The following is a 17762-nucleotide window of genomic DNA, read 5'->3' as shown; positions in this document are numbered from 1 at the left end:
GCGAATTATTTACCGCTGGTCATTTTTTGGTGTTCGTCGAGGAATTCTTTCATGTCTTTCGGCGGCTGGTAACCCGGAACAAGTGTGCCATTGCTCAGCACAACTGCCGGAGTACCGCTAACGCCAAGCTGGACGCCAAGTGCGTAATGGTCGGCAATATCCACGTCGCAGCTGGCTGGTGCGACGCTTTTACCTGCCATCACATCATCAAACGCTTTGTTTTTATCTTTCGCACACCAGATAGCTTTCATTTCTTTCTCTGCATCGCTGTCCAGCCCCTGGCGCGGGAAAGCAAGATAACGCACGGTGATCCCCAGCGCGTTATAGTCTGCCATTTGCTCATGCAGTTTGTGGCAGTAACCACAGGTAATATCAGTAAACACGGTGATGACGTGTTTTTCCTGCGGCGCTTTATAAACGATCATCTCTTTTTCAAGCGCATTCAACTGCTTTAACAGCATCTTATTGGTGACATTGACCGGAGCCGTGCCACTAACGTCATACATTGGCCCCTGAATGATATGTTTACCATCATCGGTGATGTACAACACACCGCTGTTAGTCAGAACTGTCTTCATGCCAGCTACGGGCGCGGGCTGAATATCGCTGCTTTTGATGCCCATTTTGGCTAACGTTTGTTGAATTGCCGCGTCATCAGCCTGAACAAAGCCTGAAAACGCTGCCAACAAGGTAAATAACATAAAACCTTTCTTCATAAATTTTCCTGTTCTTTTCAGACATCACGCCCGCGGGTGATGCTGTTGATGAAGTTGCCGCAGACGCTCGGTAGCGACATGCGTATAAATTTGCGTGGTGGAGAGATCGCTGTGGCCCAGTAGCATCTGCACCACGCGCAAATCCGCACCATGATTTAATAAGTGAGTGGCAAAAGCGTGACGCAACACATGCGGTGACAGCTTTTCGCTGTCGATACCCGCCAGCACGGCATAATGTTTAATGCGGTGCCAGAAGGTCTGTCGCGTCATCTGCTGCGCACGCTGGCTGGGAAACAACACGTCAATTGACACACCATTCAACAGCCACGGACGCCCATGTTCCAGATAGGTTTCCAGCCAGTAAACCGCCTCTTCACCTAACGGCACCAGGCGCTCTTTGTTGCCTTTACCAATGACCCGCACCACGCCCTGACGCAGGCTGATATCACTCATTGTCAGCCCGACCAGTTCAGAGACACGCAGTCCGGTAGCATACAACACTTCAAGCATGGCTTTATCGCGTAGCTCCAGTGGCTGATCAATTAATGGTGCCTGTAATAAACGTTCGACCTGCGCTTCGCTTAAATCTTTTGGCAAACGCTGGGGCAATTTCGGTGAAGCGAGATGCGCACTGGGATCATCTTCACGAAACTTTTCGCGATAAAGATACTGGAACAATCGGCGCACTGCACTCAGCAAACGCGCTGAGCTGGTGGCTTTATATCCGCCCTCCAGCCGTTCTGCCAGTAATGCCTGCAAATCGTCACTTTGCGCCGTCGCCAGCGTCAACCCGCGGTGATGCAACCACTCCACCATCATTGACAGATCGCGACGGTAAGCGTTCAACGTATTTTCAGCCAGATTTTTTTCCAGCCACAGAGCATCAAGAAACTGCTCGATGCGTGCCAGATCCTGTTTCACTTGCGCCCCTTATGGTCACTCATTTGATCCATTATGCCTTATTGTGCCGTGACTAAAGCGATTCTGATACACTAGCCGCAAAAGCCACAGCAGAATCGAGAAGCTTACGTTATGAATATGGGTCTTTTTTACGGTTCCAGCACCTGTTACACCGAAATGGCGGCAGAAAAAATCCGCGATATTATCGGCCCAGAACTGGTGACCTTACATAACCTCAAGGACGACTCCCCGAAATTAATGGAGCAGTACGATGTGCTCATTCTGGGTATCCCGACCTGGGATTTTGGCGAAATCCAGGAAGACTGGGAAGCCGTCTGGGATCAGCTCGACGACCTGAACCTCGAAGGTAAAATTGTTGCGCTGTATGGGCTTGGCGATCAACTGGGATACGGCGAGTGGTTCCTCGATGCGCTCGGTATGCTGCATGACAAACTCTCGACCAAAGGCGTGAAGTTCGTCGGCTACTGGCCAACGGAAGGATATGAATTTACCAGCCCGAAACCGGTGATTGCTGACGGGCAACTGTTCGTGGGTCTGGCGCTGGATGAAACTAACCAGTATGACCTTAGCGACGAGCGTATTCAGAGCTGGTGCGAGCAAATCCTCAACGAAATGGCAGAGCATTACGCCTGATGTCACTGACGGCTTAGCACATATGCTTTGCCGTCATCTTTATCTTTGCGTCTCTTGTTGTAACAATATCCGCCGTAAATCCCGCCATTCGGCTTCGTCCATGCTGTCAGCTGCCAGCCATAAATGTTGCCGTTTTCCGCTGTCAGAACGTAAACGCAGCATCATGCCGCTCTTAATCATCCACGGCGCTTTGACGATGCTCCACTCCTGCCCTTGCCAACGCAAACGCCCGTCCATCAACAAGCGAATTTCCCCCTGGCGAGCATTAATGCGCCGCTGGCTGCGAACGCAATCAAACACCACCAGCGAAAGTAACACCATCCATAACGGGGTGTAACTGAGCGGCCAGGGCATGAGTAAAATAACAGCGGCAACCAGCCCATGAATCAGCAAGGAAAGCCACTGTGCGCGCCAGGAGACGCGCAAATCAGATTGCCACAGGACCACGTTCCCGGTTCCGTGTCTGGATGAGTCGGACCATCATTTCCAGTTCTGCATCGGCCGGTTTACCGTGATTCATCAGCCAGTTAAACAGGTCCGGATCGTCACATTCCAGCAAACGAATAAAGATGCGTTTTTCGTCATCGCTTAAGCTGTCGTACTCATGTTCGAAAAACGGCATGATTGAAATATCGAGTTCGCGCATACCACGGCGGCATGCCCAATGAATGCGGGCTTTGTTGTTAATGTCCATCTTCTTCCTGTCTCACGAAAATCCAGTACCCGGCTATTGTAACGTGTTTTTCGACTTCTTTTACGGGAATATCAGTAAACACAATCGCGATCGCGAAATTAATTCACAACAATTCAAGGGCTTCATTTTTTTGGAAGTCGCCTCGCAGAAGGCACAGATCGCGTAGTGAAAGCACTTGCATTGCCTCATAGCTCTTTTACCATTAGTTATTAATACGCCGTTAAGCAACTCAGGACTCTATTATGGCTTTTACACCTTTTCCTCCCCGTCAGCCTACGGCTTCTGCCCGTTTGCCACTGACGCTGATGACGCTTGATGACTGGGCGCTTGCCACTATTACTGGCGCGGACAGCGAAAAATATATGCAAGGCCAGGTGACAGCAGATGTCAGCCAGATGACTGAAGATCAGCACCTGCTCGCCGCCCATTGCGACGCCAAAGGTAAAATGTGGAGCAATTTACGTCTGTTCCGCGACGGCGATGGCTTTGCATGGATTGAACGGCGCAGCGTGCGTGAACCGCAGCTGACTGAACTGAAAAAATATGCGGTGTTCTCTAAAGTGACCATCGCGCCAGACGACGAGCGTGTGCTGCTTGGTGTTGCCGGTTTTCAGGCGCGCGCCGCGTTGGCAAATCTCTTTAGTGAACTACCTTCGAGAGAAAAACAGGTAGTCAAAGAAGGCGCGACCACGTTGCTATGGTTTGAACACCCGGCAGAACGTTTCCTGATCGTAACCGATGAAGCTACTGCCAATATGCTGACCGATAAACTGCGCGGTGAAGCGGAACTGAACAATAGCCAACAGTGGCTGGCATTAAACATTGAAGCGGGTTTTCCGGTGATTGATGCCGCCAACAGCGGGCAGTTTATCCCCCAGGCGACCAACCTCCAGGCGCTGGGCGGTATCAGCTTTAAGAAAGGCTGCTATACCGGACAAGAGATGGTGGCGCGAGCAAAATTCCGTGGTGCCAACAAACGCGCGCTCTGGTTGCTGAAGGGTAGCGCCAGCCGACTGCCGGAAGCTGGTGAAGACTTAGAGCTGAAAATGGGCGAGAACTGGCGTCGTACCGGTACGGTGCTGGCTACGGTCAAACTGGAAGATGGTCAGGTTGTGGTGCAGGTTGTCATGAATAACGATATGGAACCGGACAGCATCTTCCGCGTGCGTGACGATGCGAATACATTGCGTATCGAGCCACTGCCATATTCGCTGGAAGAGTAAATCTCTGTATCGCATCAGGCATTTATCGCCTGATGCGACACTGGTGTGTCTTTTCAGGCCTACAAAGGCACGCCAATTACGCCTGCCCAATATACAAATAGATCGCCAGAAAGTGGCACACACTACCGCCGAGCACAAAGCCGTGCCAGATGGCATGATTGTATGGAATGCGCTTGCAGACGTAGAAAATCACCCCGAGCGAATAAACCACACCGCCTACCGCCAGTAAGGTAACGCTGCCCGCCGCGAGCTTAACTGCCATTTCATAAATTACCACCAGCGACAGCCAGCCCATCGCTAGATAGGTCACCAGAGATAAAATTTTGAATCGGTGCGCGATGGTCAGTTTAAACAGAATACCCAGCAATGCCAGGCTCCAGATAACAATCATCAACCCGCGCGCTAACGGAGAATCCAGCCCCACCAGCAAAAACGGCGTGTAGGTTCCGGCAATCAACAGATAAATGGCACAGTGGTCAAATTTCTTCAGCCACATTTTTGCCCGTTGATGGGGAATGGCGTGATAGAGCGTCGAAGCGAGGAACAGCAGGATCATACTGCCGCCATAGAGGCTGTAACTGGTTATCGCCGTGGCGCTGGCATTGAGATCCACCGCCTGAACCAGTAGCAACACCAGCCCAACGATACCAAACACCAGCCCAATGCCGTGACTGACGCTGTTGGCAATTTCCTCTGCCAGCGAATATCCCTGCTTAATGAGGGGCTTCTGAACCATAACTTACTCCGGAAAAACGTACACGCACATGTATACCTCTCCAGCGTAACTGAGAATAGTTCCAGTGAACACCTGTTAGCTAAAATAAATTCTGATTTGAGATTAATCTCCGAAAAATCATGAAATTAAATGCAAAATTTCAACTAACAGGCGTGAGTTCAATTTAAAGACATTTAAATTCAATCACATAAAACTGTGTCTGGTCGGGATAGATGTCGGCAATGACCTTTTTCAGTTCAGTCAGGGTCATATTTTCCTGCTCTGCATGTTTTTCCGTCAGCGTATCCAGCGTTACGGTTGAGGTTGCGGTGACTTCAATCGTGCAAAAATAACCGTCATCTTCAAAACGTCCGACACGAAGCACATCACCCGTTTTGAAGTGCGATTCAGACTCGTCGCGGATGGTGATGGTTTTACGCCCAGCCAGAATGTCATCCTGGAAACGTTGAAAAAAAGTGATGTCGTTTGGCTGCATGGTAATATTTCCTGTAAGAATTGACTCATCTGGAGCCTATGATAGTGAAAAAACTCACCTTACCGAAAGATTTCTTATGGGGCGGCGCAGTTGCCGCTCATCAGGTCGAAGGCGGCTGGAACAAAGGCGGCAAAGGGCCGAGCATTTGTGACGTTTTGACCGGTGGCGCACACGGCGTGCCGCGCGAAATCACCAAAGAAGTTGTGCCTGGCAAATACTATCCAAACCATGAAGCCGTTGATTTTTATGGTCACTACAAGGAGGACATCAAGCTATTTGCCGAAATGGGCTTCAAATGTTTTCGTACTTCCATCGCCTGGACGCGCATTTTTCCAAAAGGCGATGAAGCTCAGCCAAACGAAGAAGGGCTGAAGTTCTACGATGATATGATCGATGAACTGCTGAAATACAACATCGAACCGGTGATCACCCTCTCCCACTTTGAAATGCCGCTGCATCTGGTGCAGCAATACGGTAGCTGGACCAACCGTAAAGTGGTTGATTTCTTTGTCCGTTTCGCGGAAGTGGTATTCGAACGCTATAAGCACAAAGTCAAATACTGGATGACCTTCAACGAAATTAACAACCAGCGTAACTGGCGTGCACCGCTGTTCGGTTACTGCTGCTCCGGCGTGGTGTATACCGAACATGAAAACCCGGAAGAGACCATGTATCAGGTGCTGCATCACCAGTTTGTCGCCAGCGCCCTGGCGGTGAAAGCCGCGCATCGCATCAACCCGGAGATGAAAGTCGGTTGTATGCTGGCGATGGTGCCGCTCTATCCTTACTCCTGTAACCCGGACGATGTGATGTTTGCCCAGGAGTCGATGCGCGAACGTTACGTCTTTACCGATGTGCAGTTGCGTGGCTATTACCCGTCCTATGTGTTGAACGAGTGGGAACGCCGCGGATTTAACATCAAAATGGAAGACGGCGATCTGGATGTACTGCGCGAAGGCACCTGCGATTATCTCGGCTTCAGCTATTACATGACCAACGCGGTGAAGGCCGAAGGTGGCACCGGCGATGCGATTTCTGGTTTCGAAGGCAGCGTACCGAATCCGTATGTTAAAGCGTCTGACTGGGGCTGGCAGATTGATCCGGTTGGTCTGCGCTACGCACTTTGCGAGCTGTATGAGCGTTACCAGAAGCCGCTGTTTATTGTCGAAAACGGTTTTGGCGCTTACGACAAAGTGGAAGATGATGGCAGCATCAATGACGATTACCGCATTGATTACCTGCGTGCCCATATTGAAGAGATGAAAAAAGCGGTGACTTACGATGGCGTGGACCTGATGGGCTACACGCCGTGGGGCTGCATCGACTGTGTGTCGTTCACCACCGGGCAGTACAGCAAACGCTACGGCTTTATCTATGTGAATAAACATGACGACGGTACTGGCGATATGTCGCGTTCACGTAAGAAGAGCTTTAACTGGTACAAAGAGGTGATTGCCAGCAACGGCGAGAATCTGTAATTAGCCGATGTGCCTGATGTGCTCCGCTCATCAGGCCTGGCACTCTTTTAATATATTGAGCTCGCAATATTTTATATTACGCCTCAGCCGAAACACACAAAGCGCACTTTATTAACAAGCGAAAAAGGCGCCGAAGCGCCTTTATAAGATAGTCGAATCAGTAAATTACTGGTATTCGCTAATCGGTACGCAGGAGCAGAACAGGTTACGGTCGCCGTAAACATCATCCAGACGTTTCACGGTCGGCCAGTATTTGTCTGCCACACCTGCCGGGAATACTGCAACTTCACGGCTGTACGGATGCGCCCACTCGGCGACCAGTTCGCTTTGAATGTGCGGCGCATTCACCAGCGGGTTATCTTCCAGCGGCCAGACACCGGCTTTCACCTGATCAATTTCTGCGCGGATAGCCAGCATCGCATCGATAAAGCGATCCAGTTCCACTTTGCTTTCAGATTCAGTCGGTTCAACCATCAGCGTACCCGCCACCGGGAACGACATGGTCGGCGCGTGGAAACCGTAGTCGATCAGGCGCTTGGCAATATCCAGCTCGCTGATGCCGGTTTCTTCTTTCAGCGGGCGAATATCGAGAATACATTCGTGCGCCACGCGACCGTCGCGACCGGTATACAGCACCGGGAAGGCATCCTGCAGACGGCTGGCAATATAGTTGGCGTTAAGAATTGCCACCTGGCTTGCTTTTTTCAGCCCTTCTGCGCCCATCATGCGGATGTACATCCAGCTGATTGGCAGGATAGAGGCACTACCGAACGGTGCCGCAGAAACCGCGCCCTGACGGGTTAACATGCCTTCGATTTGCACCACGCTATGACCCGGTACAAACGGAGCCAGATGCGCTTTCACACCGATCGGTCCCATACCCGGACCACCACCGCCATGCGGAATGCAGAAAGTTTTATGCAGGTTAAGGTGGGAAACGTCCGCACCAATAAAGCCCGGCGAGGTGATGCCAACCTGAGCGTTCATGTTCGCGCCATCAAGGTAAACCTGACCGCCGAACTGATGCACGACTTCACACACTTCACGGATCGTTTCTTCATACACGCCGTGGGTAGAAGGATAGGTCACCATGATACAGGAGAGGTTATCGCCCGCCTGTTCCGCTTTCGCGCGCAGATCAGTCAGATCGATGTTGCCGTTTTTATCACACGCAACAACCACCACCTGCATTCCTGACATATGCGCGGAAGCCGGGTTAGTGCCGTGCGCAGAAGCCGGGATCAGGCAGATATCGCGATGCCCTTCGTTGCGGCTTTCATGATAATGACGAATCGCCAGCAGGCCCGCGTATTCGCCCTGTGCGCCAGAGTTCGGCTGCATACAAACGGCGTCGTAACCGGTCAGTTTCACCAGCCAGTCAGCCAGCTGCGCGATCATCTGCTGATAACCTTCAGCCTGTTCTGGCGGGCAGAACGGGTGCAGTTCGGCAAATTCCGGCCAGGTGATCGGGATCATCTCGGCGGCGGCGTTCAGTTTCATGGTGCAGGAACCCAGCGGGATCATCGCCTGATTCAGCGCCAGATCTTTACGCTCCAGCGAGTGCATATAGCGCATCATTTCGGTTTCGCTGTGGTAGCGATTAAACACCGGATGGGTGAGGATTTCGTCGTCGCGCAGCATCGCAGCCTGAATAGAGCGACTGTCGTGAGCCACGTCTTTGTCCAGTGTGTCGATGTCCAGCCCGTGGTTATCGCCCAACAGCACGCTGAAAAGCTGCATCACGTTTTCGCGCGTGGTTGTTTCATCAAGGGTGATCCCAACCGCGTTCAGAATATCGCTACGCAGGTTGATTTCAGCCGCTTCGGCACGCGCCAGCACGCCCGCTTTGTCGGCCACTTCCACACACAAAGTATCGAAATAGTGCGCATGGCGCAGCTTCAGACCTTTTTGTTGCAGGCCCGCCGCCAGGATATCGGTCAGACGGTGGATGCGATTAGCGATACGTTTCAGGCCAACCGGACCGTGATAAACGGCATACAGGCTGGCAATGTTTGCCAGCAGTACCTGGGAAGTACAAATGTTGGAGTTCGCTTTCTCACGACGAATATGTTGCTCGCGAGTCTGCATCGCCATGCGCAGAGCGGTGTTGCCAGCTGCATCTTTCGATACACCGATAATACGGCCCGGCATTGAGCGTTTGTATTCGTCTTTCGCCGCAAAGAATGCCGCGTGTGGGCCACCATAGCCCATCGGTACGCCAAAGCGTTGCGCCGAACCAAAAACAATATCCGCGCCCTGTTTACCCGGCGCAGTTAACAGCACCAGCGCCATAATATCGGCGGCAACGCTGACCACGATTTTGCGTGATTTCAGTTCGCTGATAAGCGCGGTGTAGTCGTGAATTTCACCAGTAGTGCCGACCTGCTGTAACAGCACGCCGAAGACGTCCTGATGGTCGAGCACTTTTTGCGCGTCATCGACAATCACTTCAAAACCAAAGGTTTCGGCACGAGTACGGACCACATCCAGCGTTTGCGGATGAACGTCAGAAGCAACAAAGAAGCGGTTGGCATTTTTCAGTTTACTGACGCGTTTCGCCATCGCCATTGCTTCGGCGGCAGCGGTGGCCTCATCCAGAAGAGAAGCCGAAGCCATATCCAGCCCGGTCAAATCCAGCGTTACCTGCTGGAAGTTGAGTAGTGCTTCAAGGCGGCCCTGGGAGACTTCAGGTTGATACGGAGTATACGCGGTATACCAGCCCGGATTTTCCAGCATGTTACGCAGGATAACCGGCGGTAGCTGCACGGCGGTGTAACCCATGCCGATGTAAGACGTGAAGCGTTTATTGCGACTGGCAATAGCCTTGAGTTCTGCCAGTGCGGCGTATTCGGTCGCCGGTGCGCCAACCTGCGGTGGTGTCGCAAGCTGAATATCTTTCGGCACAATCTGGCCGGTCAGCGCGTTTAACGATTGTGCACCAACGGCATTCAGCATTTCTTGCTGTTGCGCGGCGTCCGGTCCGATATGGCGTTCAATAAAAGCGCCGCTGTTTTCAAGCTGGCTTAACGTCTGTGTCATGAGCGATGGTTCCTGAAACGTGCAGTGAATTGTGAACCTCTCTCCTTGCGAAGAGAGTGAGGGTGAGGCGTAAATTTCCTCACCCTGATCCTCTCCCGCAGAAGAGGAATAAAGCCGTTACTCGTCTTCTAACAATGCTTCGTATGCGGTTGCATCCAGCAGTGATTCCAGTTCGCTTTCATCGCTGGCTTTGATTTTGAAAATCCAGCCGCCTGCATACGGTTCGCTGTTCACCAGTTCCGGAGAATCGCTCAGTGCATCGTTTACCGCCACGATTTCACCGCTTACTGGCGCATAAATATCTGACGCCGCTTTTACCGATTCGGCAACCGCGCAGTCATCGCCCGCGCTAACCGTTGCGCCCACTTCCGGTAGGTCAACAAACACCATATCGCCTAACAGCTCCTGAGCGTGTTCGGTGATGCCAACGGTGTAAGTGCCGTCGGCTTCTTTACGCAACCATTCGTGTTCTTTGCTGTATTTCAGTTCTGCTGGTATGTTGCTCATCAATCAATCTCCAAAAAAGTAAATCACGCGACGGCTTTGCCGTTACGCACAAAAACAGGTTTCGTCACTTTAACCGGCATTTCACGGTTGCGAATTTGCACAATCGCCGTTTCACCAATACCTTCCGGCACGCGCGCCAGCGCAATGCTATAACCCAGCGTTGGGGAGAAAGTACCGCTGGTGATAATGCCTTCATGCTGGTTGCCCTGCGCATCAGTAAAACGTACCGGCAGTTCATTACGCAGCACGCCTTTTTCGGTCATCACCAGACCAACCAGTTTTTCTGTGCCATGTTCACGCTGCGCTTCCAGAGCTTCACGACCGATAAAGTCACGATCTGCCGGTTCCCAGGCGATAGTCCAGCCCATATTGGCGGCTAAAGGAGAAATAGTTTCGTCCATCTCCTGGCTATACAAATTCATGCCCGCTTCCAGACGCAGCGTGTCACGCGCGCCCAGGCCACATGGCTTAACGCCCGCTTCCACCAGCGCGCGCCAGAAATCGGCCGCTTTTTCATTGGGCAGCGCAATTTCGTAGCCCGCTTCACCGGTGTAACCGGTGGTGGCAATAAACAGATCGCCCGCCTGCACGCCAAAGAACGGTTTCATCCCTTCCACCGCCTGACGCTGGGCGTCATTAAACAGTGTGGCAGCTTTTGCCTGCGCATTCGGCCCTTGTACGGCGATCATGGAAAGGTCATCACGAACAGTAATTTCGATGCCGAAAGGTTCAGCGTGTTGGGTAATCCAGGAGAGGTCTTTTTCGCGGGTGGCGGAGTTAACAACGAGGCGGAAGAAATCTTCAGTAAAGTAGTAGACGATGAGATCATCTATCACACCGCCAGAGGCATTCAACATCCCCGAGTAAAGGGCTTTGCCGCTTTTGGTGAGCTTCGCCACATCGTTCGCCAGCAGATAACGTAGAAACTCCCGGGTGCGGCTGCCGTGAAGATCGACGATGGTCATATGTGACACATCAAACATTCCGGCATCGGTACGTACCGCATGATGTTCGTCGATTTGCGAACCGTAATGCAGCGGCATCATCCAGCCGTGGAAATCCACCATGCGAGCGCCGCAAAGCGTGTGTTGTTCATACAAAGGAGTCTGTTGTGCCATCTTGTCCTCATTGAATAAGCGGGGCTGACAACTTTTTCATGGTGAAATTATCACCACGAAACCCAGCATCGGAGCCACTCCCGGTCCCCAACGCAATCGTTCTCTTTTGCCTGAACTTACCACCGAAACAGACTGTTAACCATAAGGTTAAATTGATCATCACATTAGCTTATGGTTAAAAAACGCCAAAATCGTAACAGAATAAAAAACCAAAAAATGAACAAATCTCTATATAAAGATAAATAGATGAGAAAGTTAATTTGAATAAGACAACATTAAGAACTAAAAAAATGTCAAAAAACACTAAATCAAAAATTCGTGGCATTAGAAAATATAATGCGAAATCGCAGGTGAAATTAGTTTATTTCAAATGAGGAAAATCTCCCGGCGAAAAAACCGGGAGATGAAAGTGTGATGGGTATCAAATAAACAGCAGAAGAGAAATATTTAACGCAGCCATTCAGGCAAATCGTTTAATCCCATTGCCTGACGAATAAGTTGTGGCTTAACGCCAGGAAGCGTATCAGCCAGTTTCAGACCAATATCACGCAGCAATTTTTTCGCCGGATTAGCCCCGGAAAACAGATCGCGGAATCCCTGCATACCAGCCAGCATCAGCGCCGCGCTGTGCTTGCGGCTACGCTCATAGCGACGCAGGTAAATGTACTGCCCGATGTCTTTACCCTGACGATGCAACCGTTTCAGTTCAGCAATCAGCTCTGCAGCATCCATAAAGCCGAGATTTACCCCCTGCCCCGCCAACGGGTGAATGGTATGCGCGGCGTCGCCCACCAGCGCCAGACGGTGCGCGGCAAACTGGCGCGCATAACGCCCCGTTAGCGGGAACACCAGGCGCTCACTTTCAACCTTGCATAAGCCCAGGCGATTATCAAAAGCGATATTTAACGCGCGATTAAATTCGTCTTCACTAGCCTGCTGCATCCGCAGCGCTTCCTCTGGCGACAGTGACCAGACAATCGAGCAAAGATACGGATCGCTAAGCGGTAAAAAGGCCAGAATGCCTTCGCCATGGAAAACCTGCCGCGCCACCGCATCATGCGGTTCTTCCGTGCGAATGGTCGCCACCAGCGCGTGATGCTGATAATCCCAGAAAGTCAGCGGAATATCGGCTTTGTTGCGCAACCAGGAATTAGCGCCGTCTGCGCCAATCACCAGACGCGCCGTTAACATGCTGCCATCTTTCAACGTCAGGAAGGTTTCATTTTCTCCCCAGGCGACCTGCTGTAATTCTGCGGGGGCCAACAGAGTGATATCTGACGACTGCTGCGCTTTGTTCCACAGCGCGTAGTGAATCACTGAGTTTTCAACGATATGCCCAAGATGGTTATAGCCCATGCTTTGATCGTCAAACGAGATGTGACCAAAACTGTCTTTGTCCCACACTTCCATACCGTGATAGCAACTGGCCCTACGAGAGAGAATGTCCTGCCAGACGCCAAGACGAGTCAGTAATTTTTCGCTGGCGGCATTGATAGCCGAAACGCGCAGTTGTGGTGGTGCATCCGCCGCCAGAGGTTCCGGTACGCGCTGCTCCAGTACGGCAACGCGTAAGCCGCTACCCTGTAAGCCGCAGGCAACCGCCAGCCCGACCATGCCGCCGCCAACAATGGCTACATCAACACTTTGCATTGTTTATTCCTTAAAACCGCCTTCAACGCGCCACCCAACCAAGAGTGCGCTGCGCCAGCACATCGCGTGCTGGGGTAAATAATTCCATCGTCATCAGCCCGATGTTGCGCCCGACAACCAGCGGCGTCCAACGGTTGGCAAAAAGATGTACAAGGCTGTCCGTGACGCCGATGGTTGCTTCGCGATCGCTCTGTCGACGCTGCTGATAACGGCACAATACGCCGTAATCACCCATGTCTTCTCCGCGTTCCTGCGCCTGAGTCAGGGTTTCCGCAAGGCTCATGACATCACGCATACCGAGGTTAAATCCTTGCCCGGCGATGGGATGCAGAGTTTGCGCCGCATTGCCCACCAGCACGGTACGATGGGTAATAGGTTTGGCGGCGCGGGTTAGCGCTAGCGGATAAGCACTGCGTTTACCGGCATGAGTAATTTTCCCAAGTCGCCAGCCAAAGGCCGACTGGAGTTCACGGCAAAACTTCTCGTCGCTCCACGACAGCACCTCTTCGCGCCGTTCCAGTGGATGACACCAGACCAGCGAACAGCGTCCGTCAGACATCGGCAACATCGCCAGCGGGCCATGTTGCGTAAAGCGTTCAAAAGCGCGCCCTTCATGCGCAACGGAAGTCGCAACGTTCGCAATCACAGCCAGTTGTTCGTAAGGATCCTGCTGCCAGTCAACGCCGCACACGGTGGCTAACGCTGAATGGGTGCCATCAGCGGCTACCAGCACGCGGCCCGTCAGCGTCTCACCACTCTCCAGCGTCACTTCAACGTGGCTCTGAGTACGGGCAACGTTAGCCACGCGATCAGGGCAATGCAGCGTTACACCAGGTGCTTTGCGCAGCAATGCAAACAGCCGTTGCCCGACATTGTGCAATTCGACAACCTGCCCCAGCGCCGCCAGTTGGTAATCTTCTGCGGCGAGGGTGACAAATCCAGCGTGACCACGATCGCTGACATGCACTGTGGTGATGGCAGTTGCGCAATCAGCCAGAGATTGCCAGACGCCGATGCGCGCCAGTTGCTGACAGGTACCCGCCGCCAGCGCAATAGCTCGTCCATCAAAGCCCGGATGCGCATGTGACTCTGGCGCGGTCGCTTCAATCAAATGTACTGGCAGCGCCCCGTGACTTAACCGGGAAATAGCCAGCGCCAGCGTCGTGCCCGCCATGCCGCCACCGACGATGATTACGCTCATTGCTTTCTCGCAGCTGCCATCAACGCTTCGATTTCTTCCGGCTTTTTCACCACGCTGGCGGTGAGGTTTTCATTACCGGTTTCGGTAATCACAATGTCGTCTTCAATACGAATGCCGATACCGCGATACTGTTCTGGCACTTCTGCATCCGGCGCAATATACAGCCCTGGTTCTACGGTCAGAACCATACCCGGTTCCAGAATACGCGAGCGATCCTGACCATAAACACCAACGTCATGAACATCCAGTCCTAACCAGTGGCTAAGGCCATGCATAAAGAAAGGACGATGGGCGTTCTGAGCGATCAGTTCATCAACATCACCTTTCAGGATACCGAGTTTTACCAGACCGCTAACCATGATGCGCACCACTTCACCAGTGACTTCCTGAATGGAAGTTCCCGGACGATACAGACGCAGGCTGGTTTCAAGAGACTCCAGCACAATGTCATAGATTTCACGCTGAGCCTGAGTGAATTTGCCGTTGACCGGGAAGGTGCGGGTAATGTCGCCAGCGTAACCTTTGTATTCACAACCCGCGTCAATCAACACCAGGTCACCGTCACGCAGTTCACACTCGTTTTCGGTGTAGTGCAAAATGCAGCCGTTTTCACCGCTGCCAACAATGGTGTTATAGGAAGGGTAACGCGCACCGTGGCGGTTAAATTCGTGGTGAATTTCGCCTTCCAGATGGTACTCGAACATCCCCGGACGGCATTTTTCCATCGCCCGTGTATGCGCCAGTGCGGTGATTTCACCCGCGCGGCGAAGTACGGCAATCTCTTCTGGTGATTTGAACAGGCGCATTTCATGAACAACAGGACGCCAGTCGATCATCGTTGCCGGTGCGGTGAGATTTTGCCGCGAACCTTTACGCAGTTTCTCAAGCGCGCTGTTCACGATTTCATCAGCATATGCATATTCGCCCTGGGCGTGGTAAACCACATCCAGACCATTAAGTAGTTGATAAAGTTGCTGATTGATTTCGCTGAATGCCAGTGCGCGGTCAACGCCCAGTTTCTCTGGCGCGGCATCCTGGCCTAAGCGACGACCAAACCAGATCTCTGCCGTCAGGTCGCGAACGCGGTTAAACAAAACGCTGTGGTTATGAGTGTCATCGCTTTTAATCAGCACCAGCACCGCTTCCGGTTCGTTAAAGCCGGTGAAGTACCAGAAGTCACTGTTCTGACGATAGGGGTATTCGCTGTCGGCGCTACGTGTTACTTCTGGTGCAGCAAAAATCAGCGCGGCGCTGCCGGGTTGCATTTGCTCTACCAGGGCCTGACGGCGACGCTGAAACTCTTGCCGGGATATATCACTCATAACACTCTCCTTACATTTTTTGTTTTTAGTGTAGAGTCGGTTTTTGTACTTCTGGCGCGGTCGGTTGCGGATGAGTAAAGGTGTCGTGGCATAACAGCGCGGCAACACGGACGTACTCGATGATCTCTTCAAGCGACATTTCAAGCTCTTCCTGATCTTCGTCTTCGTCGTAACCCAACTGCGCGATGTTACGCAGATCGTCGATGGCTTCACCGGTTTCGCCGGTCACTTTGTCCAGCTTCGGTTGCGTAACGCCAAGACCAAGCAGGAAGTGATTGACCCAACCAGCCAGCGCATCAGCCCGATCGAAAACGCTGACATCATCGCCATCAGGCAGATAAAGCTGAAAAAGGAAGCCGTCATCCTGCAGGGCATCGCTGGTGGCAGAGTGCATTTTGCGCAGTGCCTGTGCCAGCTCATGACCGAAAGCCATGCCTTCGTTCGTCAGGTCGTGAAGTAGCGGCAGCCATGAGCTGTCATCGTTACCGCCACATATCATCCCACTGATTAAACCATGCATCTCAGCAGGGGTCAGACCCGTCCCTTGTTGGTTCAGATACTGGTTCATTTCGTTGTAACCAGGCATTTCGTTCTGTATAGACATAAGCATTCGTCGTCAAAGGGAGGAATATTCATGATATGCTACCACTTTGGGCCCTGGTGGACCAGAAAAGGGCTTGTCTCTTCTCATCAGGGTAGCTATAGTGTCGCCCCTTCGCAGACCATGGGTCTAAAGACGAAGGCAGCGCAGTCAATCAGCAGGAAGGTGGCATGTCTGCACAACCCGTCGATATCCAAATTTTTGGCCGTTCACTGCGTGTGAACTGCCCGCCTGACCAAAGGGATGCGTTGAATCAGGCAGCGGACGATCTGAACCAACGGTTGCAAGATCTGAAAGAACGCACTAGAGTCACAAATACTGAACAGTTGGTCTTCATTGCCGCATTGAATATCAGCTATGAGTTAGCGCAAGAAAAAGCGAAGACTCGTGACTACGCAGCAAGTATGGAACAGCGTATTCGGATGCTGCAGCAGACCATAGAACAAGCGTTACTTGAACAAGGTCGCATCACCGAAAAAACTAACCAAAACTTTGAATGACACTTTTCGGTTTACTGTGGTAGAGTAACCGTGAAGACAAAATTTCTCTGAGATGTTCGCAAGCGGGCCAGTCCCCTGAGCCGATATTTCATACCACAAGAATGTGGCGCTCCGCGGTTGGTGAGCATGCTCGGTCCGTCCGAGAAGCCTTAAAACTGCGACGACACATTCACCTTGAACCAAGGGTTCAAGGGTTACAGCCTGCGGCGGCATCTCGGAGATTCCCTTCTTACCTGGCACCAGCCATGACGCAACTACCAGAACTCCCACTGACATTATCCCGACAAGAAATCCGCAAAATGATTCGGCAACGTCGTCGTACGTTAACGCCGGAACAACAGCAGGAAATGGGTCAACAAGCCGCTACCCGGATGATGACGTATCCCCCAGTGGTGATGGCGCATACGGTCGCTGTATTCCTCTCTTTTGATGGCGAACTCGACACCCAGCCACTCATAGAACAACTCTGGCGCGCCGGTAAGCGCGTATATCTTCCAGTTTTGCATCCCTTTAGTGCCGGTAACTTGCTGTTCCTGAATTACCATCCGCAAAGCGAACTGGTGATGAACAGGTTGAAGATCCACGAGCCAAAACTGGACGTGCGCGATGTGCTTCCCCTTTCCCGGTTAGATGTATTGATCACGCCGCTGGTGGCTTTTGATGAATACGGTCAACGCTTGGGAATGGGCGGTGGTTTTTATGATCGGACCTTACAAAACTGGCAGCACTATAAAATGCAACCGGTGGGTTATGCGCATGATTGCCAGTTAGTAGAAAAACTCCCAGTGGAGAAATGGGATATTCCACTGCCTGCGGTGGTTACACCGTCGAAAGTCTGGGAATGGTAAGGGCGATACATCCCGCATCGCCCTGATTGACATCGTTGATTCTTTGACCTAATTTAGTGAGTAAGGGTAAGGGAGGATTGTTCCTCCCCTGTGACTGACT

The 17762-nt window shown here is 52.1% G+C and carries 19 protein-coding genes and 1 other RNA gene; 7 read left to right on the top strand and 13 right to left on the bottom strand.

The window, feature by feature from the left end:
• Nucleotides 1-5: 5 nt before the first annotated feature.
• Nucleotides 6-716, bottom strand: a complete 711-nt coding sequence (gene dsbC, locus HBM92_RS04865; protein WP_000715230.1) for a bifunctional protein-disulfide isomerase/oxidoreductase DsbC — start codon at nucleotides 714-716, stop codon at nucleotides 6-8.
• A 24-nt stretch (nucleotides 717-740) separates the two neighbouring features.
• On the bottom strand, nucleotides 741-1637 hold the full coding sequence (gene xerD / locus HBM92_RS04860) for a site-specific tyrosine recombinase XerD (protein ID WP_000806638.1): 897 nt from the start codon (nucleotides 1635-1637) through the stop codon (nucleotides 741-743).
• Between the two features lie 111 nt (nucleotides 1638-1748).
• Between xerD and fldB the strand changes: the two genes are divergently transcribed.
• Entirely contained in the window at nucleotides 1749-2270 is a 522-nt protein-coding gene (gene fldB, locus HBM92_RS04855) for a flavodoxin FldB (protein ID WP_001055874.1), read from the top strand.
• 39 nt (nucleotides 2271-2309) lie between these two features.
• Here the strand turns inward: fldB and HBM92_RS04850 are convergent, their stop codons facing one another.
• The gene (locus HBM92_RS04850) at nucleotides 2310-2717 is read right to left on the bottom strand and encodes a protein YgfX (protein WP_000244781.1); all 408 of its coding nucleotides are present in this window, start codon (nucleotides 2715-2717) and stop codon (nucleotides 2310-2312) included.
• Nucleotides 2698-2964, bottom strand: a complete 267-nt coding sequence (gene sdhE, locus HBM92_RS04845; protein WP_000354046.1) for an FAD assembly factor SdhE — start codon at nucleotides 2962-2964, stop codon at nucleotides 2698-2700. Before sdhE ends, HBM92_RS04850 begins: the two co-directional genes overlap by 20 nt.
• Nucleotides 2965-3206: 242 nt before the next feature.
• On the opposite strand from sdhE, the gene ygfZ reads away from it, so the two are divergent.
• Nucleotides 3207-4187, top strand: a complete 981-nt coding sequence (gene ygfZ / locus HBM92_RS04840; RefSeq protein ID WP_000886079.1) for a tRNA-modifying protein YgfZ — start codon at nucleotides 3207-3209, stop codon at nucleotides 4185-4187.
• A gap of 76 nt (nucleotides 4188-4263) precedes the next feature.
• Here the strand turns inward: ygfZ and trhA are convergent, their stop codons facing one another.
• Nucleotides 4264-4923, bottom strand: coding sequence for a PAQR family membrane homeostasis protein TrhA (gene trhA / locus HBM92_RS04835; protein ID WP_000250274.1), 660 nt, complete (start codon nucleotides 4921-4923; stop codon nucleotides 4264-4266).
• A 163-nt stretch (nucleotides 4924-5086) separates the two neighbouring features.
• Entirely contained in the window at nucleotides 5087-5398 is a 312-nt protein-coding gene (gene yqfB, locus HBM92_RS04830; RefSeq protein WP_001182956.1) for a N(4)-acetylcytidine aminohydrolase, read from the bottom strand.
• A gap of 44 nt (nucleotides 5399-5442) precedes the next feature.
• Between yqfB and bglA the strand changes: the two genes are divergently transcribed.
• Nucleotides 5443-6876 carry a 6-phospho-beta-glucosidase BglA gene (gene bglA / locus HBM92_RS04825; protein WP_001350137.1) on the top strand — a complete coding sequence of 478 codons (1434 nt, stop codon included), beginning with the start codon at nucleotides 5443-5445 and terminating at the stop codon, nucleotides 6874-6876.
• Nucleotides 6877-7041: 165 nt separating this feature from the next.
• Here bglA and gcvP read toward each other — a convergent pair whose 3' ends face one another.
• The 3 genes from gcvP to gcvT all read right to left on the bottom strand — a co-directional run bounded on the left by gcvP (nucleotide 7042) and on the right by gcvT (nucleotide 11540).
• Nucleotides 7042-9915: an aminomethyl-transferring glycine dehydrogenase gene (gene gcvP / locus HBM92_RS04820; protein ID WP_000195037.1), complete on the bottom strand. Its 2874-nt coding sequence runs from the start codon at nucleotides 9913-9915 to the stop codon at nucleotides 7042-7044.
• 117 nt (nucleotides 9916-10032) lie between these two features.
• Nucleotides 10033-10422 carry a glycine cleavage system protein GcvH gene (gene gcvH, locus HBM92_RS04815; protein WP_001305302.1) on the bottom strand — a complete coding sequence of 130 codons (390 nt, stop codon included), beginning with the start codon at nucleotides 10420-10422 and terminating at the stop codon, nucleotides 10033-10035.
• Nucleotides 10423-10445: 23 nt separating this feature from the next.
• Entirely contained in the window at nucleotides 10446-11540 is a 1095-nt protein-coding gene (gene gcvT / locus HBM92_RS04810) for a glycine cleavage system aminomethyltransferase GcvT (RefSeq protein WP_000068690.1), read from the bottom strand.
• A gap of 290 nt (nucleotides 11541-11830) precedes the next feature.
• Between gcvT and HBM92_RS04805 the strand changes: the two genes are divergently transcribed.
• Entirely contained in the window at nucleotides 11831-11914 is an 84-nt protein-coding gene (locus HBM92_RS04805) for a hypothetical protein (protein WP_122083101.1), read from the top strand.
• Between the two features lie 73 nt (nucleotides 11915-11987).
• On the opposite strand, the gene ubiI is transcribed toward HBM92_RS04805, so the two are convergent.
• Genes ubiI through ygfB form a run of 4 tightly spaced genes read right to left on the bottom strand, consistent with a single transcriptional unit; the run spans nucleotide 11988 to nucleotide 16317 of the window.
• The gene (ubiI, locus tag HBM92_RS04800) at nucleotides 11988-13190 is read right to left on the bottom strand and encodes an FAD-dependent 2-octaprenylphenol hydroxylase (protein ID WP_001192170.1); all 1203 of its coding nucleotides are present in this window, start codon (nucleotides 13188-13190) and stop codon (nucleotides 11988-11990) included.
• Between the two features lie 22 nt (nucleotides 13191-13212).
• Nucleotides 13213-14391, bottom strand: a complete 1179-nt coding sequence (gene ubiH / locus HBM92_RS04795; protein WP_000111240.1) for a 2-octaprenyl-6-methoxyphenyl hydroxylase — start codon at nucleotides 14389-14391, stop codon at nucleotides 13213-13215.
• Nucleotides 14388-15713, bottom strand: coding sequence for a Xaa-Pro aminopeptidase (pepP, locus tag HBM92_RS04790; protein ID WP_001280386.1), 1326 nt, complete (start codon nucleotides 15711-15713; stop codon nucleotides 14388-14390). The genes ubiH and pepP overlap by 4 nt, the downstream gene beginning before the upstream one ends.
• Nucleotides 15714-15738: 25 nt before the next feature.
• On the bottom strand, nucleotides 15739-16317 hold the full coding sequence (gene ygfB, locus HBM92_RS04785) for a UPF0149 family protein YgfB (RefSeq protein WP_001295378.1): 579 nt from the start codon (nucleotides 16315-16317) through the stop codon (nucleotides 15739-15741).
• A 167-nt stretch (nucleotides 16318-16484) separates the two neighbouring features.
• Between ygfB and zapA the strand changes: the two genes are divergently transcribed.
• The 3 genes from zapA (at nucleotide 16485) to HBM92_RS04770 (ending at nucleotide 17662) form a co-directional block, all read left to right on the top strand.
• Nucleotides 16485-16814: a cell division protein ZapA gene (zapA, locus tag HBM92_RS04780; RefSeq protein WP_001276008.1), complete on the top strand. Its 330-nt coding sequence runs from the start codon at nucleotides 16485-16487 to the stop codon at nucleotides 16812-16814.
• A gap of 41 nt (nucleotides 16815-16855) precedes the next feature.
• A non-coding RNA gene (ssrS, locus tag HBM92_RS04775) (6S RNA) lies at nucleotides 16856-17039 on the top strand.
• 20 nt (nucleotides 17040-17059) lie between these two features.
• Nucleotides 17060-17662 carry a 5-formyltetrahydrofolate cyclo-ligase gene (locus tag HBM92_RS04770; RefSeq protein ID WP_000192752.1) on the top strand — a complete coding sequence of 201 codons (603 nt, stop codon included), beginning with the start codon at nucleotides 17060-17062 and terminating at the stop codon, nucleotides 17660-17662.
• The last annotated feature ends 100 nt before the right edge of the window (nucleotides 17663-17762 follow it).

It is taken from the genome of Escherichia sp. E.sYA108 (assembly GCF_011754335.1).
In the GTDB taxonomy this organism is placed as follows: Bacteria; Pseudomonadota; Gammaproteobacteria; order Enterobacterales; family Enterobacteriaceae; genus Escherichia; species Escherichia coli.
This window is presented reverse-complemented; position numbering and strand designations above follow the sequence as displayed.